General features: G+C 39.7%; 22 protein-coding genes and 1 tRNA gene. 5 read left to right on the plus strand and 18 right to left on the minus strand.

Features of this window, described 5'->3' with window-relative positions:
* Positions 1–65: 65 nt before the first annotated feature.
* The 4 genes from HMPREF9180_RS07950 to HMPREF9180_RS07965 form a co-directional block, all read right to left on the minus strand.
* Complete coding sequence (locus HMPREF9180_RS07950; protein WP_006146013.1) at positions 66–1808, minus strand: ABC transporter ATP-binding protein; 1743 nt, start codon at positions 1806–1808, stop codon at positions 66–68.
* Positions 1798–3543: an ABC transporter ATP-binding protein gene (locus HMPREF9180_RS07955; RefSeq protein WP_025168736.1), complete on the minus strand. Its 1746-nt coding sequence runs from the start codon at positions 3541–3543 to the stop codon at positions 1798–1800. Before HMPREF9180_RS07955 ends, HMPREF9180_RS07950 begins: the two co-directional genes overlap by 11 nt.
* 63 nt (positions 3544–3606) lie before the next feature.
* On the minus strand, positions 3607–4242 hold the full coding sequence (locus HMPREF9180_RS07960) for a DUF421 domain-containing protein (RefSeq protein WP_006146015.1): 636 nt from the start codon (positions 4240–4242) through the stop codon (positions 3607–3609).
* The gene (locus HMPREF9180_RS07965) at positions 4239–4694 is read right to left on the minus strand and encodes a DUF3290 family protein (RefSeq protein ID WP_006146016.1); all 456 of its coding nucleotides are present in this window, start codon (positions 4692–4694) and stop codon (positions 4239–4241) included. The genes HMPREF9180_RS07960 and HMPREF9180_RS07965 overlap by 4 nt, the downstream gene beginning before the upstream one ends.
* A 133-nt stretch (positions 4695–4827) precedes the next feature.
* Here HMPREF9180_RS07965 and HMPREF9180_RS07970 point away from each other — a divergent pair, with 133 nt between their 5' ends.
* Positions 4828–5655, plus strand: coding sequence for an exodeoxyribonuclease III (locus HMPREF9180_RS07970; RefSeq protein ID WP_006146017.1), 828 nt, complete (start codon positions 4828–4830; stop codon positions 5653–5655).
* 11 nt (positions 5656–5666) lie between these two features.
* Positions 5667–6053 carry a bleomycin resistance protein gene (locus tag HMPREF9180_RS07975; protein ID WP_006146019.1) on the plus strand — a complete coding sequence of 129 codons (387 nt, stop codon included), beginning with the start codon at positions 5667–5669 and terminating at the stop codon, positions 6051–6053.
* A gap of 99 nt (positions 6054–6152) precedes the next feature.
* Here the strand turns inward: HMPREF9180_RS07975 and HMPREF9180_RS07980 are convergent, their stop codons facing one another.
* From HMPREF9180_RS07980 to HMPREF9180_RS08010, 7 genes are all read right to left on the minus strand, one after another.
* The gene (locus tag HMPREF9180_RS07980; protein WP_006146020.1) at positions 6153–7061 is read right to left on the minus strand and encodes a type II restriction endonuclease; all 909 of its coding nucleotides are present in this window, start codon (positions 7059–7061) and stop codon (positions 6153–6155) included.
* A gap of 2 nt (positions 7062–7063) precedes the next feature.
* Positions 7064–7597 carry a hypothetical protein gene (locus tag HMPREF9180_RS07985; protein WP_006146021.1) on the minus strand — a complete coding sequence of 178 codons (534 nt, stop codon included), beginning with the start codon at positions 7595–7597 and terminating at the stop codon, positions 7064–7066.
* 87 nt (positions 7598–7684) lie between these two features.
* Positions 7685–8446 (minus strand): DNA-methyltransferase, encoded by a 762-nt coding sequence (locus tag HMPREF9180_RS07990; RefSeq protein WP_025168737.1) that lies wholly within the window; start codon positions 8444–8446, stop codon positions 7685–7687.
* Positions 8447–8471: 25 nt separating this feature from the next.
* A complete protein-coding gene (locus tag HMPREF9180_RS07995; RefSeq protein WP_006146023.1) occupies positions 8472–9326 on the minus strand; it encodes a DNA adenine methylase in 855 nt (284 codons plus the stop codon).
* Between the two features lie 123 nt (positions 9327–9449).
* On the minus strand, positions 9450–9854 hold the full coding sequence (locus HMPREF9180_RS08000) for a PaaI family thioesterase (protein ID WP_006146024.1): 405 nt from the start codon (positions 9852–9854) through the stop codon (positions 9450–9452).
* Positions 9855–9923: 69 nt separating this feature from the next.
* Positions 9924–11405, minus strand: a complete 1482-nt coding sequence (locus tag HMPREF9180_RS08005) for a UDP-glucose--hexose-1-phosphate uridylyltransferase (protein WP_006146025.1) — start codon at positions 11403–11405, stop codon at positions 9924–9926.
* Positions 11406–11424: 19 nt separating this feature from the next.
* On the minus strand, positions 11425–12603 hold the full coding sequence (locus HMPREF9180_RS08010; RefSeq protein ID WP_006146026.1) for a galactokinase: 1179 nt from the start codon (positions 12601–12603) through the stop codon (positions 11425–11427).
* A gap of 168 nt (positions 12604–12771) precedes the next feature.
* Here HMPREF9180_RS08010 and HMPREF9180_RS08015 point away from each other — a divergent pair, with 168 nt between their 5' ends.
* The gene (locus tag HMPREF9180_RS08015) at positions 12772–13773 is read left to right on the plus strand and encodes a LacI family DNA-binding transcriptional regulator (RefSeq protein ID WP_006146027.1); all 1002 of its coding nucleotides are present in this window, start codon (positions 12772–12774) and stop codon (positions 13771–13773) included.
* Between the two features lie 213 nt (positions 13774–13986).
* On the opposite strand, the gene HMPREF9180_RS08020 is transcribed toward HMPREF9180_RS08015, so the two are convergent.
* The 3 genes from HMPREF9180_RS08020 to HMPREF9180_RS08030 all read right to left on the minus strand — a co-directional run bounded on the left by HMPREF9180_RS08020 (position 13987) and on the right by HMPREF9180_RS08030 (position 18776).
* Entirely contained in the window at positions 13987–15024 is a 1038-nt protein-coding gene (locus tag HMPREF9180_RS08020) for a zinc-binding dehydrogenase (protein WP_006146028.1), read from the minus strand.
* 230 nt (positions 15025–15254) lie between these two features.
* Entirely contained in the window at positions 15255–17780 is a 2526-nt protein-coding gene (locus tag HMPREF9180_RS08025; protein ID WP_006146029.1) for an ABC transporter ATP-binding protein/permease, read from the minus strand.
* Positions 17781–17876: 96 nt separating this feature from the next.
* On the minus strand, positions 17877–18776 hold the full coding sequence (locus tag HMPREF9180_RS08030) for a cation diffusion facilitator family transporter (protein WP_025168738.1): 900 nt from the start codon (positions 18774–18776) through the stop codon (positions 17877–17879).
* A gap of 134 nt (positions 18777–18910) precedes the next feature.
* On the opposite strand from HMPREF9180_RS08030, the gene HMPREF9180_RS08035 reads away from it, so the two are divergent.
* Together HMPREF9180_RS08035 and HMPREF9180_RS08040 are read left to right on the plus strand one after the other, a co-directional pair.
* Entirely contained in the window at positions 18911–19447 is a 537-nt protein-coding gene (locus HMPREF9180_RS08035) for a TetR/AcrR family transcriptional regulator C-terminal domain-containing protein (protein WP_029745414.1), read from the plus strand.
* A gap of 38 nt (positions 19448–19485) precedes the next feature.
* The gene (locus HMPREF9180_RS08040) at positions 19486–19818 is read left to right on the plus strand and encodes a hypothetical protein (RefSeq protein WP_006146032.1); all 333 of its coding nucleotides are present in this window, start codon (positions 19486–19488) and stop codon (positions 19816–19818) included.
* Between the two features lie 74 nt (positions 19819–19892).
* Here the strand turns inward: HMPREF9180_RS08040 and HMPREF9180_RS08045 are convergent, their stop codons facing one another.
* The 4 genes from HMPREF9180_RS08045 to HMPREF9180_RS08060 all read right to left on the minus strand — a co-directional run bounded on the left by HMPREF9180_RS08045 (position 19893) and on the right by HMPREF9180_RS08060 (position 23661).
* Entirely contained in the window at positions 19893–21410 is a 1518-nt protein-coding gene (locus tag HMPREF9180_RS08045) for an ABC transporter permease/substrate-binding protein (protein WP_006146033.1), read from the minus strand.
* Complete coding sequence (locus tag HMPREF9180_RS08050) at positions 21403–22131, minus strand: ABC transporter ATP-binding protein (RefSeq protein ID WP_025168739.1); 729 nt, start codon at positions 22129–22131, stop codon at positions 21403–21405. Before HMPREF9180_RS08050 ends, HMPREF9180_RS08045 begins: the two co-directional genes overlap by 8 nt.
* A 171-nt stretch (positions 22132–22302) precedes the next feature.
* Positions 22303–23442 (minus strand): DUF4767 domain-containing protein, encoded by a 1140-nt coding sequence (locus HMPREF9180_RS08055; protein ID WP_006146035.1) that lies wholly within the window; start codon positions 23440–23442, stop codon positions 22303–22305.
* Positions 23443–23573: 131 nt separating this feature from the next.
* Positions 23574–23661, minus strand: a tRNA-Ser gene (locus HMPREF9180_RS08060).
* Positions 23662–23668: the final 7 nt, after the last annotated feature.

Consider the following 23668-nt stretch of genomic DNA (forward strand, 5'->3'; position numbering starts at 1 on the left):
TTCTACATTATACCACAAAATGAAAGAGCCTGTGCAAGAAATCTGTATTTTAAAGGAATTCTTCCTTAGGATAGTGCCCCAGCCTGAAGACTATACATTTTGTAGTAAGTACCTCCCAAGGCTAAAAGTTCCTCGTGTGTTCCACTCTCGATGATTCGTCCCTTGTCTAGGACATAGATACAGTTGGCATCTTGAATAGTAGATAGGCGGTGAGCAATCGCAATGGTTGTCCGTCCTTTTCTCATTTTCGCTAAGGAATTTTGAACGAGTGTTTCTGTTTCAGAATCAATATTAGCAGTTGCTTCATCCAAAATCAGAATTTTGGGTTGACTGGCTACCGTACGAGCAAAAGCCAGAAGTTGACGTTGTCCCGTTGAAAAGCTTGAACCACGCTCAGAAACAGGAGCATCATAGCCATCCGGCAATTTCTGAATGAAGGGATCGGCATCCACAAAAACCGCTGCTTTTTCAATTTCCTCTTCACTGAGATCCTGATACATGGCAATATTCGACTTAATCGTACCATGATAAAGAAAGGGTTCCTGTAAGACTAGCCCAATATTATTTCTCAATTCTTTCTGACTATAGTCTCGGATATCGACATCATCTATATAGACACGACCTGACTGAAATTCATAAAAACGCATGAGAACATTGATGATAGAAGATTTCCCAGAACCAGTATGACCGACAAAGGCGATAGTTTCTCCCTTATTGACCGTAAAGGAAATATCATCCAAAATCTGATGTTTCCCATCATAGGAGAAAGAGACATGTTCAAAGCGGACATTTCCCTCAGTTAGCTGTACATCCTTAGACTGCTGTTCTGGTTCGTACTCCCTTTGATCAATCATAGCAAAGACACGACTTGCTGAAACCATAGAAGTTTGAAGGGTCGAAAAATTCTGTGATACATCGATCAAGGGATCAAAGAGACGATTGATATACTGGATAAATGCATACATAGTCCCTGCAGTGATTCCCATATAAAGACCCCGATAGCCAAAATAAGCCATCAAGACAGCATAACCAAGGAGCTTGAGTAGACTCATCGCAGGTCTCAAAAATAGAGAGTCAACTGAAATGGAACGGTTGGCATAAACAAAATGTTCTTCATTGATTTTGTCAAATTCTTCCTGTAACCGTTTTTCTTGATTGAAAGCCTGAATAATTCGAATTCCTTCGATACTCTCTGCAAGTTTGCTATTGATATCTGATAAGAGGCTCCTCGTTTTTTCGATGATATGGACCGATTTTTTTCGATAAAGATTAACCAAAAGGAAAATCAAGGGTAGAAATAAAATGATTAGTCCTGTTAAGCGATAATCCAAGATCATCATGGTGTAAAGGGTCGTCACAAAGATAAAGACTGCTGAGATAAAGCTTGAGAGAATTCCTGAAAACATATCACTAATGGTCTCAGTATCATTGGTCAAACGAGACACGATGGAACCTGCAGGTGTCTTATCAAAGAAGGACATCCCCAGTTTTTCCATATTAGCAAAGGCATCTCGTCGAATATCTCTGACGATACTATAGGACACGCGCGCAAAGAGGAGATTTCCCACGTATTGCACAAGCATTTGCAAGATATAAAGGCAATAATAACCAAGCAACATCAAAATAGCCACATGATTGAGATCATGGAGATAATGGTCAATGAATTGAGAAGCAACAAGAGGGATAACACTCTTAATAATCGTTGTAAATAGGAGAAAGGCAAGCGCACAAATCGTAAGCCAGGTATAGGGCTTGAGATAACGAATGAGGCGTTTCAATACCATCCACTGTTGGTGCTTATTCTGCATCTTCTTCTCCTTTCATTTCTAACTGTTGTGATTCATAGGTTTGGGCATACCAGCCACCCAAAGCCAACAAATCATCGTGTTTCCCGCGTTCAATAATCCGGCCATCCTGTAGAACCAAAATTAAGTCTGCATGGACAACTGCACTAAGACGGTGAGCGGTAATAATGGTTGTCTTATCCTTGCGAGTAGCCTTAAGATTGTCTATGATGGCGTACTCTGTCTTAGCATCCACCGCTGAAAGAGAATCATCCAAAATCAAGATATCTGGATCTAAAATCATGGCACGACTCATGGCCAAACGTTGTTTTTGCCCACCCGATAAGCTGACCCCTTTTTCACCGATAATGGTGTCAAATCCCTGAGGCATCTCTGTAATATCTTGATAGACTTGAGCAAGCTTCGTCGCTTCTACCACTTGTGGAACTGTTAAACTTGGATTTCCAAAACGAACATTCTCGAGGATAGAAGTCGCAAAAAGAAACTGGTCTTGAGGAACATAGCCAATCAAACCACGAAGATCGGTCAAGCGATATTCTCGTATGTCATGCCCATTTAAGTAGATAGCTCCTTGGTTGACATCATACTCTCGTAAAAGCAATTTTAAAAGAGAAGTCTTTCCGGAACCTGTTTGACCAACCAACCCTAAGGTCTGACCTTTTTCTAAGGTAAAATGAATTTCATGTAGCGTATCTTCATCTTCAAAGGCAAAATGATCAATGGCATACTCCAGACGACCATTCTGAATACTAGGGAGTGGATGTTCTGGATCTTTAACTTCAGACTCATGCGTCAAGAGATTTTCAATACGTTGATAAGACACGTTTCCTCTCTGGGTGATGTTAAACAAGAAACCAATCGCCATTAAAGGCCAGACTAACATATCCAAATAACTAATAAAGGTGACTAAATTCCCAACCGTCACACTTCCTGCCTGAATCATGAGTGAACCGACTAAAAGGGTGAGAACATAGGAAAAACCAACAAAAAGTAAGACCATGGGATCAAATAGGTTATCATATTTCATGGTTTGCATATTCTTTTGGAAGGTTCGTTCATTCACTGTTTGAAATGAATCCAACTCATCAGCCTGGTAGCCGAAGGACTTGGTTACTTTAATTCCTGAAACAGACTCCTGAACCTTATTATTTAACTCAGAAAAGGCTGCTTGTGATTGGCTAAAAGCTCGGTGTGTTTTTCGACCTAAACGACTCGTCGCAATCGCCATGAATGGCAATGGAATAATGGCTACCAGTGTCATCTGCCATGAAATACTGAAAAACATAGTGAGCAAGGTGACCAGTGCTGTAATCGTCGCATCTACCGCAGACATTACACCACCACCCGCCAATCGGGTGAGAGAATTGATATCATTGGTCGCGTGGGCCATTAAATCCCCTGTCCGATAGGTCTGGTAAAAAGAGGGAGACATCTTGGTAAAGTGTTCAAACAAACGAGACCGCATGATTTGCCCTAAGCGATAAGAAGTTCCCAAGATATACATACGCCAGACATAGCGAAGATAATAGAGTCCAATCGCAGCAAATACTAGATAGATGAGATTGAGAAGAAGATCCTGATGCGTTAACTGGCCAGAGGTAATGGCATCAATGACATGCCCCATGACCATCGGCGGAATTAAATTCAGAACTGCAACTAGGGTTAAAGCTAGAATACCTATTAAATAACGGCGCTTTTCTAATTTGAAAAACCACCAGAGTTTTCGGATAATGGTCATGTTTTTCCTTTCTAGTTCTACATCTGCAAATTGAAACCTGAGACACATTGCCCCAGGTTTTTCTTATTCATAAGTCACGACTGTTACAACACCTTTGTCGTATTCTGCGATAAAGATGTTTGAAACAGTATCATAGCCTTGTTTACTAAGATTATCGAGGAGCCACTCCTCGCTACGACCGATAGACTCTAGGACATCCAACTGAATCACCCCGTCAGTTACCACAGGGTATTTGGGATTTTCATCACCCATCTGCACCACGATTAGCTGGCCATTTTGTTCCTGAACGGCCCGCTTGACTTGCTTGAGTTGAAAAATCCCTTGGCTACGGAGTTTTAGTGCAACATCCGCTGCAGAGAGTCCGACAGAGCGACAGGCTTCGGGATCGATTTGCCCATTTTTGATGAGTAAAGTTGGTTTACCATCAATCAAGTGTTTAACAAAACGGACATTGTTATTGAGCCATTTCAGCGTCAAGACAAGAATAGTCCACATAATCAAGATAACGGTATACTGGAGAATGGAGATAGAGCTATTATAGATGACACCCCCAATAATCCCACCAAGAACATAGTTTTGAATTTGGTCTGTAGCAGAATTGGGAGCTAGATTTCCCTTACCGGTTACATTGATAACAAAAACAAGAGAAACCAGACCCAAAGCTAGTTTGATAAAAATTTCAATATAGTTCAGTGTCATTGGTTCACCTCCACTAGTTCAATGTCATCTGTTTGATGCAATTCAATTTTTTCTAGAAGATACTTGTCTGGCTTATTTCCATTCATGGCACGGTAATAGTTGTCCCCTACCTTAAGCAGAGCTCCATCAGTTGTAGCCGATGTATTGACATAAACCTCTGACTTGTCCACTCCTAAGTCCTTTGAAACGATTTCTATAAAATGAAGCGATGTTTGAAATCGATTGTTAGAAGCTTGATTGCTCTGATAACTCGTAATACTCATCAAAATCATTGCTATCAATGAAAGGATGGAAATAATGACAAGCTCACGAAATTTTGTACTCCGTCTGTCGCGATAAGCCTTAAAAGCAAAAAATGCAGTAACGATTAATAAGAGAATCCCAATACCAATCATAACTCCATTTTGCTGGTTAATCTGACTGAGAACATAGGCATACGAATAAAATTTCATTCACTTTCTTTCCTTTTTCTAAAATCATTCTTTATTATAAAGCAATAAACTTGATTTTTCAAACTATACGCTGGGGAATTACTTCTTTTTCTGGTATAATATTGTCTATAATCTGAATGAAAAGGTAAACATTATGAAACTGATCTCATGGAATATTGATTCCCTAAACGCTGCACTCACGAGTGATTCTGCGCGTGCGAAATTATCACAAGACGTCCTACAAACCTTGGTAGCCGAAGACGCTGATATTATCGCCATCCAAGAAACCAAGCTTTCAGCTACAGGGCCTACTAAAAAACACCTCGAGGTGTTAGAAGAACTCTTCCCTGGATATGAAAATACTTGGCGTTCCTCTCAAGAACCTGCTCGTAAAGGCTATGCTGGAACTATGTTCCTCTATAAGAAAGAACTCACTCCAACTATCAGCTTTCCAGAAATCGGTGCCCCTTCTACTATGGATTCGGAAGGCCGCATCATCACCCTAGAATTTGATACATTTTTCGTGACTCAAGTTTACACACCAAACGCTGGTGATGGCCTCAAACGCTTGGAAGAACGTCAAGTCTGGGATATCAAATATGCAGAGTACTTGGCTGAATTAGACAAGAAAAAACCAGTCCTTGCTACAGGTGACTACAACGTTGCCCACAAGGAAATTGACCTTGCCAACCCAGCCAGCAACCACCGTTCACCAGGTTTCACAGACGAAGAACGTGAAGGATTTACAAACCTTTTAGCCAAAGGATTTACTGATACCTTCCGTCATGTCCATGGCGATGTTCCAGAACGCTATACTTGGTGGGCACAACGCAGCAAAACTTCAAAAATCAACAACACAGGCTGGAGAATCGACTACTGGCTCACAAGTAACCGTGTAGCAGACAAGGTTACCAAGTCAGACATGATTGACTCAGGCCCACGCCAAGACCATACACCGATTGTCTTGGAGATTAAATTGTAAGGATTTTCTTTATGGACTACAATGCAGTTATTCCCGAGTTTATGGTCTCAAATATAGAACAGTCCCGTTCCTTCTACTGCGATTTACTGGGTTTTATAATCGAATACGAGCGACCAGAAGAAAACTTTCTCTTCCTATCTCTTGAAGATTGCCAACTAATGCTAGAGGAGGGAAGTAAGGAGGAACTAGCTGGACTTAGTTACCCATTTGGCCGAGGAGTCAATATCTCCTTTGGCATAAAGGATGTTCCTCGACTCTATCAGAAAGTAATCGAGTCTAACTATCCTATTCATCGTCCATTGACCAAAAGAGAATTTCGAGTTGGTGAACAATATATCTACCCTCATGAATTTGCAGTTTTAGACCCAGATGGCTATTTTTTAAGATTTAGTGAATAGAATGATAAAGTATTAGAGTGGAAAAAGAAATAAAAAAGAGGCATATGCCTCTTTTTCTTATTTCTTTTGTCACTTACCTAATTTTAAAGTTCAACAAGTCTATTGTCGAAACAATTCAGATAAAAATCCTTCTCTCAACATTTCTAAGTTAAACACATTAGTGATATGACTAAATGCTTCTGCTAATGGTATGTGTGCAGTTTTCCATCCTTGACCATCCGTAACCCATACAAATTCAACAGCATCATCTGATGTGACCACGAATTGACTAAGTTCAGTAAATTCACCAGCTACTGCTTTTAATTTACTTCCTCCTCCACCATAGTAATTTGTTTCAATCAGCCAAACCTTATGTTTTTCTCGGGAATAAACTGCAACATCAAATCTTCTCTCAGATTTATCAACAGGTACTTTAATTCCCCACTTATCCTTAATGAATTGGGCTGTAGCTTGAGATTTCCATTCCAATGTTTGTTCCTGAGAAATTTTTGCTACATGTCTCTCTAAAATCCCCTCCATGGTTGTTCCACTTCGGTTTTTTCGTGCATTGCTATCTAATCCAGTCTCTACTCCATAAACATAATCAACTAATGAACGATTAGCATGTTGTTGTAAAAAATTTAATAAACCAGATTGCTCGATAAATTTCAAGTAATCATCTATTCTACTAGTGTCTATCGTTTTGAAATCCAATTGCTCAAAAGACATATTATCATCATTGTCTATTGTAAGAATATCTAAAACTCTATCACGACTTGCAATTAGGCTAGGAATTGCTTTTAACAAATTAGGTTGTTTAGTGAACAAATCAAGAGCTTCTATATAAATATCATCTTTACCAATTAAGTAGTTTAAAGTATTCAACTCTAGTTCATACTTCTTTGTCTCACGATTAACTTTCTCCCAATTTACATAATACTCAGGAGTTCTGTTGGTAATTGATAATGATTCTAAGAAAATTGTTAATCTATCTTGTGGAGATTTTGTTAAATATTTTTTTAAATTCATAATTATTTCTCCTCTTGTTTAGGCAGTGGTAAGCCAATCGCATCTAACGGAATATAATTAAAATAATATTTACATCCAACACTAATGATATAATCTAAAGTATCTTTATAGCGAGGATTTTTAAACCAATCTTTATCCAATAAATAAGAATAGCAAACTTCTTTATTTAACGGAGAAAAGAGCTTTTTATATTGTTTTAATTTAAAATCACATGTTTGTAACTTTTCGTCAACACTGCCACCTTTACTCTGGGTCTTTTTCTCAACTATATAAACTGTATTTTTACTAACTACAAAAATTGCTTCATCAGGTAATAATTGAGCGGATATAATTTTCGTATAATCAAATCCATCAATTTCATCAAAATAGCGATAGAGACCCGTTTTTTGGAAAATCTGTCCAACTTCATCTCCTAAAAATTTTATACTCCATCTAAAAAGGTTGCGAACGCAATTTAGTTCCTTTGATGATTTTCGTTTTTCCTCCTTGTTCCGTCCTTTTAGTATCATAGTCAATATTCTCAATACTGTAGCCATCTTGACTAGCTAAAAATGTAGGGAAATCCGTTTGTATTTCAAAAGCTAAACCTGTTTTAGTGTTTGCTCCTCCAATGCCACCTTTTTTCATTCTGTATATTCCAACCTCTTCTTTGCAATTTTCAAATATTCTTTTTCAGCATCAATCCCTATAAATCTTCTACCTAAGCGTTTAGCAACCACTCCTGTTGTTCCACTTCCTACAAACGGGTCTAAAATATAGTCCCCTTCTTTAGTAGAAGCCAAAATTATACGTTCCAATAAATATTCTGGTTTTTGTGTTGGATGCTTGCCAGCCCATTTCTCAGCTTTTTTCGTCAAGGCTCCTGTCCAAACATCTTTCATTTGCTTACCATCATTTAGCTCTTTCATCAAATCGTAATTGTAATAATGACGAGCTTTTTTATCATTTTTTCTTGCCCATAAAATAGTTTCAGTAGAATGAGTAAAATAACGACAGGATAAATTGGGTGCAGGGTTTGTTTTCTGCCAAGTAATATTATTTAGAATTTTAAAACCTTCTTGCTCTAATGCCATTCCAACTGAGTAAATATTATGCAAACTCCCCGAAATCCATATAGTCCCATTAGGCTTCAAAACTTCTTTTGCTAATCGAATCCATTTACGGTTAAACTCATGCTTTTCCTCAAATGAAGAAATCTTATCCCAATCTCCTTTATCAACGGAAACAACCTGTCCCCCAGAATTAGATATCCCACCATTACTTAAAAAATATGGTGGGTCAGCAAAGATCATATCCATACTTTCTGGTTTCATTTTTGATAATAATTTAAACGTATCTGAATGAACAAGAATCATTTTGTCTTTATTATAGTATGGTTTTGTCATTAAAACACCCCCATACTTATATTCGTTAATTTTCATAATTTGTGACTATAATTTCAGAAATTTTTCCTCGGCTGGAAGACTTGGCACCATTTGTTCGTGTAGCCTCTACATAATGGATATTAAAATCTCGATATAATTCCTCTACTAAATGACTCGATGAATTTGACAACATTACATAAGCGCCTGCATCACTTAGTCTCCTAAATGTATCTCTTAATCTAACTTGGTCCTCGTAAGAAAAACCTTCATGAGTATACGATGTAAAGGCGCTTGTCTCAGATAATGGAATATAAGGAGGATCGAAATAGATAAAATCACCTTCTTTAACATCTAAGAGTGCATCCTCAAAATCGCCTGTTCTAATCTCTATTTGATTGTTATTTAGATAATTTGAAATAGCAAATATTAACTCTTCATCAACAATTTTAGGATTTTTATAGCTACCGTATGGTACATTAAATTGATTTTTAGAATTCACTCGATATAAGCCATTAAAATCGACTCTTAGCATATATAGAATTCGAGCAGCTCTTTGGACATCGGACATATTGTTTATTCTATCATCACGATCAGCTGAGCGTAATTGTAAGTAATAATCTTTTGAATTATTTTCTTGATGATACTTCAATAAGTCAATTAACTCCTGAGGATTATCCTTAATTTGTTGATAACAGTTGATTAACTCGGCATTATAATCATTAATAACAGCCCTTTCAGGAGCTAAATCAAAAAATAATGCCCCCCCGCCGATAAAAGGTTCATAATAATCATTATACGTTTCAGGCATAAGTTCTTTTATGATAGGTAATAATTTCCTTTTCCCACCTGTCCATTTAGTAAATGGTTGTAGAATAACTTTTTTCGTTTGTTCAATATTCATACTTATTATTATACCACATATAAGTAGCCATTAGCTTGGTATTTCACTACTCTTCTACATTTCTCTGGAACTTATTTAATAAAATAAAATGAGTAGGATAATTTTTCCTACTCATTCTTTCTTTTATATCCTCACCTGTCTATCTTCAGACCGTTGTCCTGTGACAAACATGGTGAAGGTTGCCTTGCAGACATTTCGGCCATCTTGGTTGGTGATATCAACATCGACCACACAAGTGGTACGTCCTTGATGGACACATTCTCCCTTGATAGTGAGAACATCCCCTAGATTTCCAGCTTTCAGATAGTTGATAGAAGACTGGAGCGTCACTCCATCTAAGTCAAGCGAAATCACCACAAGTCCACTGATTTGGTCACAAAGGGAAAATAGATAGCCTCCATGGGCATTTCCATAGTAGTTGAGTGAAGAGTCCACTACTTTTGTCGTCACCACAACGTGGCCATCTCTCATTTTTTCAATTTCGTAATTTTCAAAGGCAGATATAGCGTCAAAGTGAAAATCTTTCATACGTTCCTCCTGATATTTCAAACGACACTATGATACTACTTTTTATAGGCCTATGCAAGGAAGAAGCACTTATTCAGATAAAATTCCGACCTGCTCTACAAAGCGCATAAAGGCAGCTTGTCCTTCTTCTGTTTGCTTGTAAACTCCTGCATCTTCCAAAACTCGAGCAAAGATTTTTCCAACAGATTCTTGGACGATATTAAGAGCTTGGTCTTTGTCAGTCAATCCAGGATGGGATTCTTTCAACTCATCTGCCCATTCTTGGTGATAATCTGCTACTGAAACATCCTCTCCGACTAGGTAAGCTGCTACTTGCTCCAGTTCGACCTTCAAGCGTGGTGGCAAGATAGCCAAACCCATGACCTCTATCAAGCCGATATTTTCCTTCTTGATATGTTGGACATCCTTGTGGGGATGATAGATACCATCTGGATGCTCTGGAGATGTTTGATTGTCCCGCAAAACCAAGTCCAACTCAAACTGCCCATCTCGTTTACGCGCAATCGGTGTGATAGTGTGATGCGGTATTCCATTGCTTTCCGCAAAGACCTGTACACTTGGGTCAGAATACTGACGCCAAGAAAGTAAGATTTTCTCAGCAAGATTGGTCAAATCGTCTTTTGAATCCGACGTCAATCGAATGACCGACATAGGCCACTTTACGATTCCAGCTTTGACATTCTCAAAACCTTGGAAGTGGAAGCTTTGTTGCAAAGGCGCTATTTCCATTGGAAAAACATGACGTCCACCTTGATAATGATCATGCGTCAGAATGGAACCACCCACAATAGGTAAGTCCGCATTCGAACCAGCAAAGTAGCCCGGGAACTGCTCCACAATAGACAGCAGTCTCTCAAAACTTTGGCGGCTAATAGCCATAGGACGATGCTTGCTATCTAGGAAAATACAGTGCTCATTAAAGTAAGCATAAGGTGAATATTGAAAGCCCCACTCATGCCCCGCCATTGAAAATCGAATAATACGATGATTACTCCTAGCCGGATGATTAACTCTGCCATGATACCCTTCATTTTCCATACAGAGCTGACATTGAGGATAGTTACTAGACTTGACTAGCTTGGTTGCCGCAATCGCCTTAGGATCCTTTTCAGGCTTAGACAGATTGATGGTGATCTCAAGTTCACCGTAGTCAGATGGAACACGATAAGCAATGTTTTTCGCAATGGCTTTGAGTTTGATGTAGTCATTCTTCTGACTAAGTTGGTAAAAGTCTGCAATCGCCTGCTCTGGTGACTGGGCATAGGTAGCCCAAAAGTCACGATTAACCTGACTTGGACACGGAGTCACCAAGTCCATGAGGTCTGCACCGAGGATTTCACGTGCAGTCTGACTATCTTCAATCGCTTCTAATCGAACGGCTTCCTCGACTAATTGGTCTTTTAGGTCAATCAACTCAGAAACATTGGTTTCGACTTCCAAAACGCCATCTCCAACCAGTGCCAAAACACGATTGGTCAGATAAATACGATCCAACTCCTCATAAGAACTTTCTTCAATAACTTGTGTTACAAATTTTTCGACTAAAGTCACTTATAAAGCCTCCTTTCGACTATTCAAGTACACGGCTACCACCTGCAACTTCAGCAATATAGAAGCTTGGAGCGTAGCCAACGACTTCCTCGTAGCGTTTTCCAACAGCCTCTTTAAAGGACTCAACCGCATCTTTTTGAACTAAGGCAATCGCACAACCACCAAAACCTGCTCCTGTCATACGAGCACCGAGGACCCCTTCTTGAGCCCAAGCTGTATGGACAAGAGTATCCAATTCCAAGCCAGTCACTTCGTAATCATGTTCCAGAGACACATGAGAGGCATTCATCAAACGACCAAACTTGTCCAAATCTCCTGCCTGAAGTGCTGCTTGTGCTTTAAGGGTCCGTTGATTTTCAAGAACAGCATGGCGAGCGCGTTTTAAACGATTTTCATCTTTGATAAGGTAGCTATATTCATCAAAAGCCCACTCATCCAATTCACCTAAAGTCTGGATATCCAAGGCAACTTGGAGTTCTTCTACTGCTTTTTCACATTCCGCACGGCGTTCATTGTACTTCGAATCAGCCAATTCACGACGTTTGTTGGTGTTCATGATGACAACGACATTATCCTTCAAATCAAGGGGAACCAAGTCGTATTCTAGAGTATTAGTATTTAGGTAAATAGCACGTTGGTCAGCACCCATACCAATGGCAAATTGGTCCATGATACCAGAGTTCACACCAATAAAGTTATTTTCTGTCAATTTTCCAATTTTAACCAAATCTAGACGATCCAATTTTAGGTCAAAGAGGTATTCTGCCACGACACCAGTCAAAAGCTCTAAGGATGCAGAAGAAGACAAACCAGCACCATTTGGAATATTTCCATAAACATAGAAATCAAAACCTTTATCAATCACATGCCCAGCCTCTTGTAAGAAGTGAAGGACACCTTTTGGATAGTTGGCCCAGTTATGCTCTTTCTCAAACTTAAGGTCAGCTAGAGGAACTTCGATGATTCCTTTGTCTTCAAAGTTTGCCGAGTAGAAACGTAATACTTGGTCATCGCGCTTACGAGCAGCTCCGTATGTTCCTAGTGAAATAGCTGCCGGGAAAACATGGCCACCGTTATAGTCAGTATGTTCCCCAATCAAGTTGATACGACCAGGTGAGAAGAAGGTTTGGTCTGCTTCTTGACCAAAAACAGCAAGAAAATCCTTGCGAAGTGTGTCAGCAGTAAGATGTTGTGTCATATGAATTCTCCTTTGACAATTTGTTAGGTAAAAAAGTTTACCCTGTAATCGTTTTCTTCTATTGTACCTAAGGCTTTTACTTAGGTCAACATTTTTACCGACATTTTACTAAACTACAGGTAAAAAGATAGAAAAATATGATATAATAACCTAAAAAGGAGGGGAATTATGGCTACGCTCAAAGATATCGCTCAACTTGCCTCTGTCTCAATTGCAACGGTATCCCGTGTCCTCAATAGAGATCAGAGTCTATCTGTCACGGAAGAAACCCGACATCGTATTTTAACAGTTGCCGAAGAACTAGGCTATACCAAACACCTCAAAACTGGTGAATCTCATAAACTCAAACAAAAGATTGCTATTATCCAATGGATCAGTGAGCAAGGAGAGCTAGAGGACCTCTACTACTATCAGATTCGACTTGGTATTGAAAAGAGAGCTCAAGAACTAGATTACGATATCTTGCGCTATTTTAATGATCAACCATTCACACTTAGCGAAGAGGTCATTGGAATTCTCTGTATTGGGAAGTTTAGCAAGGCACAAATCACTTCCTTCGAAAGCTATCATAAACCTCTCGTCTTCCTCGATAGTGATACTCTAAGTTTAGGTCATACCTGTGTCATTACGGATTTTTATAATGCTGTCAGACAGGTCGTTGATTACTTTACAAATCATGATTTTAAAAGGATTGGTATCTTATCTGGGCTTGAAACAACCACTGACCAGGAAGAAGTCATCGCGGATAAGCGTTTAGATTCCTTTAAATCCTATACGCAAGAAAAAGGGATTTATAACGAGAAATTTATTTTCCAAGGTCAATTTACTGCCCAATCTGGATACGACTTGATGAAGGAAGCTATCGAAAAATTAGGAGATCAACTTCCACAAGCCTTTTTTGCAGCCAGTGATAGTTTGGCCATTGGAGCCCTACGTGCCCTTCAAGAAGCCAGCATCAGCATACCTGAGCGCGTGAGCATTATTTCCTTTAATGATACTATTCTAACCAAGCAAGTGTTTCCACCACTTTCCAGTATCACCGTCTACACCGAAGAAATGGGACGCACAGGAATGGATATTTTGAATAGGGAAGTCCTTCATGGACGTAAAATTCCAAGCCTGACCATGCTAGGTACCAAATTGACTGTAAGAGAAAGCACCTTGCATTAAGCACAACACTTGAACATAAAAAAATCCTAATGGAGATTCTCAAATCCTATTAGGTTTTCTTTTTATACTTAATGAAAATCAAAGAGCAAACTAGGAAGCTAGCCGCAGGTTGCTCAAAGCACTGCTTTGAGGTTGTAGATAAAACTGACGAAGTCAGTCACATATATAATCAAAGGTAAAGCTGACGTGGTTTGAAGAGATTTTCGAAGAGTATTAATCCATCACAATCATAGACTTGATAGTCTTGCGTTCGTCCATGTCTTTATAAGCTTGGTCGATATCTTTCAGTTTGTAACTTGAAGTAAAGACACGACCTGGATTGATATCACCATCAAGAACAGCTTTGAGCAAGAATTGCTTATCGTATGTTGTCGCAGAAGCTGCTCCACCTGCAACAGAGATGTTTTGCATAAATGTTGAACCAAGGGCACGATTATTATAGTGAGGCACACCAACAAATCCCAAACGACCGCCATTATGAAGGACACCCAGAGCCTGCTCAACAGCCGCCTCAGTACCAACACACTCAAGTGCTGCATCTGCTCCTCCTCCGAGAATTTCACGCACCTTGGCAATCCCTTCTTCACCACGTTCAGCTACAACGGCTGTCGCACCTGACTCCAAGGCCATTTGTTGACGGTCTTCATGACGACTCATCAGGATAATTTGGGAAGCTCCACGCATCTTAGCTGCAATGACGGCACATTGCCCAACAGCCCCATCGCCAATAACGACAACCTTGTCGCCCTTCTGAACATTAGCCACACGTGCTGCATGGTAACCGGTCGGCATGACATCAGCAAGTGTTAAAAGTGATTTCAGCATCCCTTCGGTATAATCATAGGGTTGCCCAGGAATTTTAACAAGCGCCCAGTTAGCATAGTGGAAGCGGATATATTCAGCTTGAAAATTTCCTCCTAGGTTATTTCCGATATGATTGTCACAGGACCCATCAAATCCAGCTTGACAGGCATCACATTCCCCACAACCATGAGTAAAAGGTACAATCACAAAATCACCAGGCTTGACTGTTGTAATGGCTTCTCCAGTTTCTTCAACGATTCCAATCGCTTCGTGTCCACTATTTTTATGTCCCGCTTTAATATCTGGATTGCGATAAGTCCATAGGTCCGAACCACAAACGCAAGCACGTACGACACGGATAATGACATCGTCTGCCTCTTGAATGCTTGGACGCTTAATCTCTCCAAGACCAACCTGACCTGCTTTTTTATAGATTGCTGCTTTCATATAATCACCTCGAATTTTTATTACTTTAAGTATACACTTTTTAACAATCTTCCGCTCATATCAACTACTTCTTAAGAGCGATAAGGCACTAGTTAACGGCAATATCGTATATTCTTTTTTGAAAATTACGCTTCATCGAAATTTTCAGATTCCATTTTGATTAGATTCTGGACAATAGAAAAGGTGAATATAGGAGTGTTCCCCTTTATCCACCTTTTGAGGTTTAGTGGTTATTCGCTACGGAGCGATTCGACTGGGTCTTTCTTCGCGGCGATGCGTGAAGGGATGAGACCGGCTAACATCGTTAATACAATCGAAATACCGATGAGGATAAGCGCTGCTTCCCATGGTAATTGCGCCACGTTTTCCACGTTGGTCATTTTCGAAACAACGGCATTGATTGGAATCGTCGCAAGGAGTGTAATGGCGATACCGAGCACCCCGGAGATAAATCCTTCGATGGCGGTTTCGGCGGTAAAGATACGACGGATGTCTTTCTTCGAAGCCCCCATCGCACGTAGGATTCCGATTTCTTTTGTACGTTCGAGAACCGAGATGTAGGTGATAATCGCAATCATAATCGATGATACGATGAGTGAGATGGCTACGAAACCAACGAGTACCGTTGTAATCACGCCAACCATTGTCGTAATCGAAGACATGATAGTTTGAATATCGTCAGAGTAGGCAAGAGCTTTGTCTTCTTCGCCGGCGTCTTTTTTCGCTGTGTTATAAGCGTTAATGAAGTCCTTCAACTCTTGTTTTTGTTGGAAGGAAGAGGTGTAGAACTCGATGGCAGCCGGTTTGGATTTGTCGATGACACCCAATTTTTCGAGGTTTTCCTCGTAAGTGGCAGCCGAGTTGTCATTGTATTGTTGGATGTATTGCGCTTGTTGTTCAGGCGTCATTTGGGCCAATTGGATTTTTTCTTCTTGGGTTAAATCAGCCGAACTGAACGGTTTTGGATCTTTAGTAAATGCTTTTCCGGTAAATACATTAACTGTTGGATTGGCTTCTTGCTCTTTTACGATGTCACTGTTTTGAATTTGCTCAGAAGTATAATCGATAAGGGCGCTTGTGTAAGCCACTCCGCCAGAAGGAGAGTTCACACCAGAACTGGTACCTTCTTTCTGACGAAGAACACCGACGATTTTAAGTTCGAGACCATTCTCGATTTGAGTTTTCATATAAGAGGCATCATTGATTTTATTCATCCATCGGTTGTTCTCTTTTGCGAATCGATTTGTATTTACGACGGCTTTGAATGTTTTTCCGATGAAATCACTATATTGATATATTTGAGAGCCTAGTTCATCTAATTTTTTTGCATCATTTAATTCGCTAGGATCTTTGATACGTAAACTATAGAGAAGTAAATCACTAATTTCGTTATTTTCATCAACAATCAAAACGATTTCTGATTTATCTTGAGGGAAACGTCCTTCTAGCACATCGTATTGGCTTTCAAGCATATTTGAATCACTAGAAAGCTCACTCCAATAATCGATATTTTGTAAGTACCCCTTGATTGTTTGGTTGCTTGTGTCTACTTCATCCGCTAAGGTTGAAGGGAGGATGCTTTTAGGACCGTTTGATGTATCTGTTGCATAAATATATGGTTGCAAGTTGTAACGGTAGCGAATATCTTTGGTAAGAGCTTGAACCTCTGAAGCGTGTTCGTCTAAATAAGACTTGAAGGAGGCTAGGTCATTTTTTCCGATTTGTTTTTTCAATAATTTGGTTAAAACGGTATTGATACCAAGCTCGTTATTGTCTTTATAGGGTTTCTCACTTAGATCTGGAGAGGTCGCTAGCAGATTGCTCTGATTCTTCTCGCTAATCGTTAGCGGAAGAGAGACAAGGGTATCTTCCTGTGTCTTTTTTACATAGCCACTCACACCATTTGAAAGTGCCAAGATAAGTGCAATCCCGATAATCCCGATGGAACCGGCAAAGGCAGTCAGGAAAGTACGACCTTTTTTCGTCAATAGATTATTAAAGGAAAGGGCAAGGGCCGTCAGATAGCTCATCTTCGTTTTTTTGAACCGGATATCAACTTGTTTGGTTTCCTCTGTTGGTTCGTAGGGATTCGAGTCGCTTAAGATATTTCCATCTAATACTTGTACGATACGAGTGGAGTAGGCCTGTGCCAGCTCTGGGTTATGCGTCACCATGATAACCAGACGTTCCTTGGCAATGTCTTTTAATAACTCCATGATTTGAACAGAAGTCTCAGAATCGAGCGCTCCAGTCGGTTCGTCGGCTAAAACGACTTTTGGATTGTTGACAAGGGCACGCGCAATCGCGATTCGTTGCATTTGTCCCCCAGACATTTGACTTGGTTTCTTATATAAATGGTCTTTCAATCCAACGCGTTCAAGCGCTTCGATGGCACGTTTCTTGCGTTCCGCTTTGGAAACACCAGAGAGGGTCATCGCAATCTCGACGTTTGAGAGTGCCGTTTGGTGACCGATGAGATTATACGACTGGAAGACGAACCCAATTGTGTGGTTTCTGTAGCTATCCCAATCGCGGTCTTTAAATTGCTTGGTTGATCTTCCTTGGATGAGTAAATCACCAGATGTGTATTGGTCGAGTCCACCGATAATATTTAATAGGGTGGTTTTCCCTGAACCCGATTGCCCGAGAATGGAGACAAACTCATTTTCACGGAAGCGAATCGAGATGTCCTTTAGCGCGTGAAACTCCTGATTTCCTGTATGATAAACTTTTGAAATGTGTTGTAGCTGTAACATAGGCTCTATCCTTTCAGTGATATAAGTAGTCTATCACAATTTCATACTGGAGTAAATATGTTAAATTTACAATTCAACAAATGGATAATCAACTTCTTATGAATGATCATGTCCATAGTTTCTATTCGTTTCTAACTCTGCCATATTGCGTTTATGGGCTTGGTGGGTTGCTACATCTGCATCCACTTCAATGGTGACATTTTGAAAGCCACAATCTTTGAGTAAATCCCGAATGGATTCTTTACAAACTTCCATATGTTTGACATGCTCGAGACAAACATGGATAATGGCATTTTTCTCCAAGCCATCCATGGTCCAGAGATTGAGCTGATTAACGCTAGCGACATAGTCCAATTGCTCCAAATCACTCTTGACTTGCTCAATATCTACTCCTTCTGGCACGGCATCTAAGAAAATCTTGAGCGTAGACCAAAAACGTGGGATGGCTTTTGAAAGAATAAACAAAGAAATAGCGAGTGATAAAAGCGGGTCTAGGATATACCAGTCTGTAAATCTGAGAATAATGGCCATCAGAATAACGGCTAACCAACCCAAGGTATCTTCCAAAAAATGGAGACTGAGAATGGATTCGTTCTTGGTTTTTCCTTTACGAACCACTAAGCTCGCTAGCACATTTATAGTAACTGCAATGATTCCTAGCCAGAGGATACCCTCATCATTGACAGGTTGGGGATTAAATAGTTTTGTTGTATTTTCCAAAATGACGAAAACTGATCCTGTCATCAAAATCACAGCCGTTATCAAAGCTCCTAGAAGACTAAATCGTTTGTAACCCAAGGTATACTGACTATCCTCTTCACGATTGGAGATTGTTTCTAGAACGGCTGATACCCCAATTGCAACCGCATCTCCTAAGTCATGGACAGAGTCAGCCAGCACAGCACTAGAGCCAAATACTCCACCAGCGATAAACTCGACAATAGCATAACTAAAATTTAAGAAAAAAGACAGCCAAACAGCACGTTTTGAACTCATTTTTACTCTCCTTTGGTATAATAGTCTTATGAACACCTTGTTCATTCTTATTATCCCCCACCACTCAAAGAAAGGATAGAAGCAGTTCGTTCAGTTTGTATTATTCTGAACACTTTGTTTCAAATGTACATCTAGTGAAAAAAGATCGCCGTATCAATAAGACAAAAAAAGCTATCTATCAAGCATTCTTACAGCTACTAAATTCCAAAAGATACGAAACCATTACCGTTCAAGAAATTATCGACTTAGCAGACGTTGGTCGTTCAACCTTTTACAGTCATTATGAAAGTAAGGAATTACTCCTAGATGAACTCTGTCGGTACCTTTTCCACCACCTCTTTGAACGTGAAGAGCACCTCTCAACCGAGGATTATTTGGCACATATCTTTTTGCATTTTAAGAAAAATCAAGACCATGTTACCAGTCTTCTCCTATCAAAAAATGACTACTTTCTCCGCCAACTGCAAAAAGAACTAAGACACCATGTCTACCCTATGGTCGTCCCATACTTGCAAACAGTTCATCCCAAGATTCCGTCATCCTATCTTCAACACTTTGTCGTTACGAATTTCATCGAGACCTTGACCTGGTGGCTGAGAGAAGGAAAAGCTTATAATGAGCAAGAAGTTGTCAGCTTTTATCTAGACGTTATGGAAATGACATCCAAATAACAATAAACAATTATTTTACTTTTCAGAAAGGAAATCTTATGAACCTCCTCATTCTTCTTGGTATCTTCACAGCCTTCTTAGCCCTTGCCTTTGCCCTTCTTCATTTATTGATCAGCCTTTCAGAGTTAAGAAAGGGCAAAAACACTCTGGGAAATCGGCTTCTGTTCATTGGAGGTAGCCTCGCGACTATATCTCTAATTTTCTACTTCCTTTTGCCGATTGTTGCTTTATTCATTTGGCTAATCGGCTGTGGTTTGATTTGCTACGGAGCCTATTGGAATGGCAAGCACAAAGAAAACTTCAATCCAGCCCACCATGTTATTCGAGCGGGAATTGCACTAGTGCTTACCCTCTTATTAGCTTTGATATAATAAAAAGGATCGACTGATCCTTTTTTATTTACTGTTAAGAGTATCAACTAATCCAATAATCCTTTGAGAATTTATTACTTTATAATCCCTTCTTGCACCAAAAACTTACGTGCTACTTCTTCAGCTGATTTGCCTTCCACACCAACCTGGTAGTTCATCTGACTCATCTGACTCTCCGTGATTTTCCCAGCCAACTTATTAAGAATGCCTTCTAATTCTGGATGTTTTTTAAGAAGAGCCTCTTTCATCAGTGGCGCCCCTTGGTAAGGAGGGAAGAGTTGCTTGTCATCTTCTAGGACCACTAGATCATAACGAGCAATCTCCGCATCCGTCGAATAGGCATCCGTGATTTGAATATCTCCTGACTGAATAGCTTGATAGCGAAGAGCTGGTTCCATGGTTGCTACATTAAGATTGAGTCCGTAGAGAGACTGTAAGCCCTTGTTTCCATCCTTACGGTCATTGAATTCGAGTGTAAATCCTGCTTTTAGCTGACCCTCAACCTTTTTCAAATCTGAAATCGTTTTAAGGCCATATTCTTGTGCAATCGTTCTTGGTACAGCTATTGCATAAGTATTTTGATAAGCCATAGGCTTAAGAAAGGCGAGTTGATCCTGTTTTAAGATACCATCACGCGCTACTTCATAAACCTTTTCTGGATCATGACTAACTTTTGGAGAGGGCTGCAATAAACTTTCAGTTATAGTACCTGAAAACTCAGGATAAATATCAATGTCACCTTTTTTCAAAGCTTGATAAAGAAAGTCAGTCTTCCCAAAGTTAGGTTTAACCGTCACCGTCATATTGGTATTTTGCTCGATGAGAAGTTTATACATATTCATAAGAATTTCTGGTTCAGGTCCCAACTTCCCAGCTATAACCAGATTTTCTTTCTCTTTATTAGGAATCATGCTTGGAGCATAACTAGCTCCCAAACCAAGGAACATAACAGCAAAGGCTGCAACAATCGTACGCAACTTTGCCTTTTCCAACCATTTGAGAACAGCATTAAAGAGAATGGCCAAAATGGCTGATGAGATTGCACCGATTAAAATCAGACTAGCATTCCGACGATCAATTCCCAAAAGGATAAAGGAGCCCAATCCTCCAGCTCCAACAAGAGCCGCTAGAGTCGCTGTCCCTATAATCATGACAGTCGCTGTCCGAACTCCCGATACAATGACAGGCATAGCAAGGGGAATTTCAAACTTCTTGAGTCGCTCCCACTTGGTCATACCAAAAGCAACCCCTGCTTCCTCAAGACTTGGATCAATACCATTCAAGGCTGTGATTGTATTCTCCAAAATCGGGAAAATAGCATAAATAACAAGAGCTGTAAGGGCTGGCAAAGTTCCAATCCCCATCAATGGAATGAAAAGTCCCAGAAGAGCCATGGAAGGAATGGTCTGGAAGATACCAGCCACTTGTAGCACCCAGTTCGCTGCTTTTTTGTGACTATTTAGATAAACAGCAAGTGGGATCGTCAGAAAAATAGCTACCAATAAGGTTAAAAGAGATAATTGCAAGTGCTGTCCTAGGGCCGTTACCCAGTCTCCAAAACGCTCTTGAAAGGTTGAAATGAAATTAGACATGACGGCCACCTCCAAACAAGTTCGCTACAAAGTCTGTCGCAGGTGCTTGTAAAATGGTTTCAGGTTCTGCAACCTGGCGAATTTCTCCATCCTGTAAAACGGCAATGCGATCCCCTAATTTTATAGCCTCGTCCGTATCATGTGTTACAAAGATGGTGGTCATACCGAACTCCTTGTGTAAGTTTTTGGTGAGATCCTGCAACTGCTTGCGAGAAATGGCATCCAAAGCTGAAAACGGCTCATCCATCAGTAAGATTTTGGGTTCTCCAATAATGGCTCGCACAATGCCAACACGTTGTTGTTCTCCACCTGACAGCTCGTAGGGTTTACGATCGGCGTAATCAGAGGCTGGAAGGCCTACTTTTTCTAAGAGTTCTTCCGTTTTCGAAGTGATTTGCTCCTTACTCCAACCCTTCATCTCAGGAATCAATGATATATTTTCGGCAACGGTCAAGTTTGGAAATAAGGCAATAGCTTGAAGGACATAACCAGTAGACAGACGTAATTCGCGTTCATCATAGTCCTTGATTCGTTTCCCATCCATGTAGATATTGCCATCAGTCGGCTCAAGTAGCCGATTGATCATCTTGATCATGGTGGTTTTCCCTGATCCTGAAGGACCCACTAGCACCATGAATTCTCCATCTTCAATATGGAGATTGACATCTTTTAAAATATCCTTATCCGTGTAGCGCAAGGCTACATGTTTATATTCAATCATATTCTTCCTCACCATCTCCTTAAAAGCTAAGATCCTTATCTAACTTTTTATAAGAGTATAATCATTATTATGATATTGTAATACTAGAAATTACATCTGTCAACAATTTTGATTTGAAATCATATATAAGAAAAAGAGTTTGGCTAAGGCCAAACTCTCCATTATGATTGATTATTCTTCTTCCACCAAACGTTTAAACTCTGCTTGGATTTCTGTATTTTCTGTCGGTTTTAAGTACATGATTCCACCATTTGTCGTTGGTGAATGAAAAACAATCGTTTCTCCTGTGTTAGTTATCGCAAAAAAGTAACTATGCACATCTGGGTATTTATCCCAATTACTATAACGCTCTACAATTCGGTACTGGGCATTTCCTAGACCTGTATCCGTATACTCAGCATTCATTTTCTCACTTGGTCCATCATCCCTAAGTGTATAGAGGTGGTCAGCCCCTACATCTCCTCCTGAAATTCCCTTTTTATAATTCGGTTGGCCTAGCCTTTCTCCCCAGCCCTTAATGAATGCTTCTAATTTAGCAGATTTACTAGCATTCCAAGGAGCTTTTTGTTTTTCTCCCGTGATAGTCGTCGAGCCACTAGAACCTTCAAATTTCTGCCAATCTAGTTGATTGAAATTCATTAATTCTGACTCTGATTTACCAAAATCAGAATGCAAACTTTTGTTACCTGGAACACGAATGTTCTGTTCCTGAATTTTATTTGCTGCTTGCTGGTTCGGATTCATATGATAAAGTACCCCTCTGCCTTCACCTGATCCAGAGGACCAGCTTAATTCTAGTATATCTCCATCCTTATAGATATTCATAGAATTTCTAGCACCACCATGGCCCGCTACAAAACCTTCTGCTAAAAGTATCGGTTTCTCATTCACAAGATAATAGAGACCCGAAATAAAATACTCACCACTTGATTGCTCAATACCAACTAGCAATTCCTCTACACCATCTTGATTAAGATCCGCATATGCATATCGTATCTTATCTGCTTGATAAATCGCATTTTCAACTGACCAACTATTGATAGGCCGTTCAGTGCCTTGTAAACTCTTATAGAGATCAGCAATTGCATTAACATCCTTCGGTGTAGATAGTATTTTTTGGTAATTATCAAAAACTGGCTTGTAAAATTCTTTAAAACTTTTCTTAGACTCCACGCTTGTTTGTTCATTTGTAATTGATTGACTGATACTTGTTGATAAACTCATATCATTACTAATATGATTTCTACAACCAAACGTAAAAAAACTAAAGAATAGAACTAACAAGCCTCCTAAGACTCTCATATCTTTCATAAAGAACCCCTTTACAGTTAAACTTAGTTAATGCAGTAATTTCACTTACATTATATCAAATATTTAACTTTTATAGGAAGAATAATATAAAATCAAGGAAATAAAAAAAGAGCTATATAGCTCTTTAATTACGGAGAATAAGGGATTCGAACCCTTGCGCCAGTTACCCGACCTAACGATTTAGCAAACCGTCCTCTTCAGCCTCTTGAGTAATTCTCCTATTAAT

Source organism: Streptococcus peroris ATCC 700780 (assembly GCF_000187585.1).
In the GTDB taxonomy this organism is placed as follows: Bacteria; Bacillota; Bacilli; order Lactobacillales; family Streptococcaceae; genus Streptococcus; species Streptococcus peroris.

Excerpts from the sequence above, each read along its gene's own strand:
- HMPREF9180_RS08050 (WP_025168739.1), bottom strand. The coding sequence starts at position 22,131 with ATGATTGAATATAAACATGTAGCCTTGCGCTACACGGATAAGGATATT.
- HMPREF9180_RS07950 (WP_006146013.1), bottom strand. The coding sequence starts at position 1,808 with ATGCAGAATAAGCACCAACAGTGGATGGTATTGAAACGCCTCATTCGT.
- HMPREF9180_RS07985 (WP_006146021.1), bottom strand. The coding sequence starts at position 7,597 with ATGGCTACAGTATTGAGAATATTGACTATGATACTAAAAGGACGGAAC.
- HMPREF9180_RS07975 (WP_006146019.1), top strand. The coding sequence starts at position 5,667 with ATGGACTACAATGCAGTTATTCCCGAGTTTATGGTCTCAAATATAGAA.
- HMPREF9180_RS08055 (WP_006146035.1), bottom strand. The coding sequence starts at position 23,442 with ATGAAAGATATGAGAGTCTTAGGAGGCTTGTTAGTTCTATTCTTTAGT.
- HMPREF9180_RS08015 (WP_006146027.1), top strand. The coding sequence starts at position 12,772 with ATGGCTACGCTCAAAGATATCGCTCAACTTGCCTCTGTCTCAATTGCA.
- HMPREF9180_RS08030 (WP_025168738.1), bottom strand. The coding sequence starts at position 18,776 with ATGAGTTCAAAACGTGCTGTTTGGCTGTCTTTTTTCTTAAATTTTAGT.
- HMPREF9180_RS07980 (WP_006146020.1), bottom strand. The coding sequence starts at position 7,061 with ATGAATTTAAAAAAATATTTAACAAAATCTCCACAAGATAGATTAACA.
- HMPREF9180_RS07965 (WP_006146016.1), bottom strand. The coding sequence starts at position 4,694 with ATGAAATTTTATTCGTATGCCTATGTTCTCAGTCAGATTAACCAGCAA.
- HMPREF9180_RS08020 (WP_006146028.1), bottom strand. The coding sequence starts at position 15,024 with ATGAAAGCAGCAATCTATAAAAAAGCAGGTCAGGTTGGTCTTGGAGAG.
- HMPREF9180_RS08040 (WP_006146032.1), top strand. The coding sequence starts at position 19,486 with ATGAACCTCCTCATTCTTCTTGGTATCTTCACAGCCTTCTTAGCCCTT.
- HMPREF9180_RS07960 (WP_006146015.1), bottom strand. The coding sequence starts at position 4,242 with ATGACACTGAACTATATTGAAATTTTTATCAAACTAGCTTTGGGTCTG.
- HMPREF9180_RS07990 (WP_025168737.1), bottom strand. The coding sequence starts at position 8,446 with ATGACAAAACCATACTATAATAAAGACAAAATGATTCTTGTTCATTCA.
- HMPREF9180_RS07955 (WP_025168736.1), bottom strand. The coding sequence starts at position 3,543 with ATGACCATTATCCGAAAACTCTGGTGGTTTTTCAAATTAGAAAAGCGC.
- HMPREF9180_RS08000 (WP_006146024.1), bottom strand. The coding sequence starts at position 9,854 with ATGAAAGATTTTCACTTTGACGCTATATCTGCCTTTGAAAATTACGAA.
- HMPREF9180_RS08010 (WP_006146026.1), bottom strand. The coding sequence starts at position 12,603 with ATGACACAACATCTTACTGCTGACACACTTCGCAAGGATTTTCTTGCT.
- HMPREF9180_RS07970 (WP_006146017.1), top strand. The coding sequence starts at position 4,828 with ATGAAACTGATCTCATGGAATATTGATTCCCTAAACGCTGCACTCACG.
- HMPREF9180_RS07995 (WP_006146023.1), bottom strand. The coding sequence starts at position 9,326 with ATGAATATTGAACAAACGAAAAAAGTTATTCTACAACCATTTACTAAA.
- HMPREF9180_RS08045 (WP_006146033.1), bottom strand. The coding sequence starts at position 21,410 with ATGTCTAATTTCATTTCAACCTTTCAAGAGCGTTTTGGAGACTGGGTA.
- HMPREF9180_RS08025 (WP_006146029.1), bottom strand. The coding sequence starts at position 17,780 with ATGTTACAGCTACAACACATTTCAAAAGTTTATCATACAGGAAATCAG.